Annotated in this window: 3 protein-coding genes; all 3 read left to right on the forward strand. The window is 63.1% G+C overall.

Translation table 11 applies throughout. The annotated features are described in order from the left end of the window. Window positions 1–1059: glycine cleavage system aminomethyltransferase GcvT (gene gcvT / locus MPJ51_RS21525; protein ID WP_298391085.1), on the forward strand; the 1059-nt coding region annotated here is incomplete at its 5' end. A 20-nt stretch (window positions 1060–1079) separates the two neighbouring features. Next, window positions 1080–1445 carry a glycine cleavage system protein GcvH gene (gene gcvH, locus MPJ51_RS21530; RefSeq protein WP_298391087.1) on the forward strand — a complete coding sequence of 122 codons (366 nt, stop codon included), beginning with the start codon at window positions 1080–1082 and terminating at the stop codon, window positions 1443–1445. Between the two features lie 203 nt (window positions 1446–1648). Next, a partial coding sequence (gene gcvP, locus MPJ51_RS21535; RefSeq protein ID WP_298391089.1) for an aminomethyl-transferring glycine dehydrogenase occupies window positions 1649–4095 on the forward strand: 2447 nt, incomplete at its 3' end.

Below are 4095 nucleotides of genomic sequence, written 5' to 3' on the forward strand. Positions count from 1 at the left end.
CACGTTGAGTTGGGAGGTAAGTTGGTTGATTTTGCGGGTTGGGAGATGGCTGTTCAGTATCCTTTGGGGATTATGGGGGAGCATAATTGGTGCCGTGAGAAGGCGGCATTGTTTGATGTGTCTCATATGGGCCAGGTGATCCTGCGGGGTGAGGATGTGGGCGCGAAGCTGGAGGCGCTCTGCCCGCAGGCCTATGCGACGCTGAAGGAAGGCAAGGCGCGGTACGGGTTCTTTACCAACGCGGATGGCGGGATCATGGATGACCTGATCGTGTCGAATGCGGGGGATCATTACTTTGTGGTGGTGAACGCGGCGCTGCGGCATCAGGACATTCCGCATATGCGTGACAATCTTGACGGCGTCGAAGTGATTGAGATCTTCGACCGGGCGCTGGTGGCAGTGCAGGGTCCTGCGGCGGAAAACGTTGTGGGCGATCTCTGCCCTGCCGCCCGTGATCTGAAGTTCATGGAAACCACCGTGGCCGATATCCTGGGTGCCGAATGCCGCATCTCGCGCCTGGGTTACACGGGCGAGGACGGGTATGAGATCTCGATCCCCGAGGACAAGGCGATCGAGATCGCACGGGCCTTTCTGGCGCATGAGGATTGCGAGGCAGCGGGTCTGGGCGCGCGCGACAGCCTGCGGCTCGAAGCCGGGCTGTGCCTGTATGGCAATGACATCGACCAGAGCACCTCACCCATCGAGGCGTCGCTGGCCTGGGCGATCCAGAAGCGCCGCAAGGAAGAGGGCGGCTTTCCCGGTGCGGACCGTATCCAACAGGAACTGGCCGAAGGCCCCGCGCGCAAGCTGGTGGGGATCAAACCGGCAGGCCGGGCCCCGGCGCGGCAGGGCACCGAGATCCAATGCGCCGAGGGCAATACCATCGGTCAGATCACCTCGGGCGGGTTTGGCCCCACGGTGGGTGGCCCGGTGGCGATGGGCTATGTCGCGGCGGGCCACACCGAGCCGGGCGAGCGCGTGAACCTGATCATCCGGGGCAAGCCGCAACCGGCCGAGATCGTGGCGCTGCCCTTTGTCACTCAGAACTACAAGCGTTGAAGTCAGGAGAGAGAGAAGACATGGCAACCTATTATTCCGAAGAGCATGAATGGCTGACCGTCGACGGCGACACCGCCACGCTGGGCATCACCAAACATGCCGCCGAACAGCTGGGCGACGTGGTGTTCGTGGAACAGCAGGACGCGGGTGAAGAATTCGAAAAGGGTGGCGAGATCGGGGTGATCGAATCCGTCAAGGCGGCGTCCGAGCTTTATGCCCCGGTCGATGGTGAGATCACCGAGGTGAACGAGACGCTGGCCGACAATCCCGGCGCGCTGAACGAAGACCCCGAAGGTGAGGCCTGGATCTACAAGATCAAGATCAGCGACACGTCGCAGCTGGAGGATCTGATGGATCTGGACGGCTACAAAGCCCTGATCGGCTGATCCATCCGGGGCCCCGGGGCATGGGGCTCCTTCTACCCGGACCCGGTTGTCGGGTTCTATCTTTCATCTGGGGCCCGGCAGGTTTGGGCTCCGCCCGTTCGGGCCTGAAACTGTCCCCCGGACAGTTTCCGGGACGGCCCTCACCCCACGCCGGAGGCATCCGCCCGAGCGGCTGAACGAAACATTCCCTGAGGAGCGCACACATGGCCTTCAAACTGACCGACTACGAAGCCTATGACTTCGCCAATCGCCGCCATATCGGGCCCAGCCCGACCGAGATGCGCGACATGCTCAAGGTGATCGGCTTCAAGACGCTGGACCAGCTGATCGACGCGACCGTGCCGCCTGCAATCCGGCAGAAGGAGCCGCTGGACTGGGGTCCGGCGATGACGGAACGCGATGCGCTGTTCTACATGAAAGAGGTGGCGAGCAAGAACAAGGTTCTGACCTCGCTGATCGGTCAGGGCTATTATGGCACCACCACGCCGGCACCGATCCTGCGCAATATTCTGGAAAACCCGGCCTGGTATACCGCCTACACCCCCTATCAGCCCGAGATCAGCCAGGGTCGCCTTGAGGCGCTGTTGAACTTCCAGACCATGGTCAGCGACCTGACCGGTCTGGATGTGGCCAATGCCTCGCTGCTGGACGAAGCCACCGCCGCGGCCGAAGCCATGGCGATGGCCAAGCGCGGCGGCCGGTCCAAGGCCAATAACGCGGCTTTCTTTGTGGATAAGAACTGCCATCCGCAGACCATCGCGGTGATTAAAACCCGGGCTGAGCCTCTGGGCATTGACGTGCAGGTGGCCGACCCGGACACGCTGGATGCGGGCGCGGTCTTTGGCGCGATCTTCCAGTATCCGGGCACCCACGGCCATGTGCGCGACTTCACCAAGGAAATCGCCGCGCTGCACGAACACAAAGCCATCGCCATTGTCGCCGCCGACATCCTGTCGCTGGCGCTGCTGAAATCCCCCGGCGAGATGGGCGCGGATATTGCCATCGGCTCGACCCAGCGCTTTGGCGTTCCGATGGGCTATGGCGGTCCGCATGCCGCTTATATGGCGACCACCGACAAGCTGAAGCGGGCCATGCCGGGCCGGATCATCGGCGTCAGCATCGACAGCCGTGGCAACAAGGCCTACCGTCTGGCGCTGCAAACCCGTGAACAGCATATCCGCCGCGAAAAGGCCAACTCGAACGTCTGCACCGCGCAGGCGCTGCTGGCGGTGATCGCCTCGATGTATGCGGTCTATCACGGCCCCGATGGCATCAAGGCCATCGCGCAATCGGTGCACCGCAAGACCTCGCGCATGGCCGCCGGTCTGGAAGAGGCGGGCTTTGCGGTTGAGCCCGAGGTTTTCTTCGACACCATCACGGTTGAGGTCGGCCACCTGCAGAAAACCGTCATGGAGGCCGCCGTGGCCCGGGGCGTCAACCTGCGCAAGGTCGGAGAGACCAAGGTCGGCATCAGCCTCGACGAACAGACCCGTCCCGAGACCATCGAGGCGGTCTGGGGTGCCTTCGGTATCGACCGCAAGGATGACAGCTCAAACGTGGCCTACCGCCTGCCGGATTATGCGTTGCGCGAAAGCGCTTATCTGACCCACGAGATCTTCCACAAGAACCGGGCCGAGGCCGAGATCACGCGCTATATGCGCCGTCTGGCCGACCGCGATCTGGCGCTGGACCGGGCGATGATCCCGCTGGGCTCCTGCACCATGAAGCTGAACGCCACGATCGAGATGATCCCGGTCACCTGGCCCGAGTTCGGCAACCTGCACCCGTTCTGCCCCGAAGATCAGGCGCAGGGCTATCACGAGATGATTGCCGATCTGAACGACAAGCTGTGCCAGATCACCGGCTATGATGCGATCAGCCAGCAGCCCAACTCGGGCGCGCAGGGCGAATATGCGGGCCTGCTGACCATCCGCAACTATCACTTCGCCCGCGGCGAAGGGCACCGCAATGTCTGCCTGATCCCGACCTCGGCCCATGGCACCAACCCGGCCTCGGCCCAGATGGTGGGCTGGCAGGTTGTTCCGGTGCAATCGGATGAGAACGGCAATATCGACCTGAATGACTTCCGCGCCAAGGCCGAGAAGCATTCGGATCATCTGGCTGGCTGCATGATCACCTACCCCTCGACCCATGGCGTGTTCGAGACCACCGTGCAAGAGGTCTGCCAGATCACCCATGATCACGGCGGTCAGGTCTATATCGACGGGGCCAACATGAATGCCATGGTGGGCCTGTCGCGCCCGGGCGACATTGGCGGTGACGTCAGCCACCTGAACCTGCACAAGACCTTCTGCATCCCGCATGGCGGCGGCGGCCCCGGCATGGGTCCGATCGGCGTCAAGGCGCATCTGGAGGAACACCTGCCGGGCCATCCGGAATACGGCACTGCCGTGGGTCCGGTCTCGGCAGCGCCCTTTGGATCGCCTTCGATCCTGCCGGTCAGCTGGGCCTATGTTCTGCTGATGGGCGGCGCGGGTCTGACGCAGGCCACGAAAGTGGCGATCCTGAACGCCAACTACATCGCGGCGCGGCTCAAGGAGGCTTATCCGATCCTCTATACCTCGGACACCGGCCGGGTGGCGCATGAATGCATCCTCGACACCCGCCCGCTGGACGCCGAGGCGCATGT

It is taken from the genome of Ruegeria sp., assembly GCF_028066395.1.
Lineage (GTDB): Bacteria > Pseudomonadota > Alphaproteobacteria > Rhodobacterales > Rhodobacteraceae > Ruegeria.

Excerpts from the sequence above, each read along its gene's own strand:
- gcvH (WP_298391087.1), top strand. The coding sequence starts at position 1,080 with ATGGCAACCTATTATTCCGAAGAGCATGAATGGCTGACCGTCGACGGC.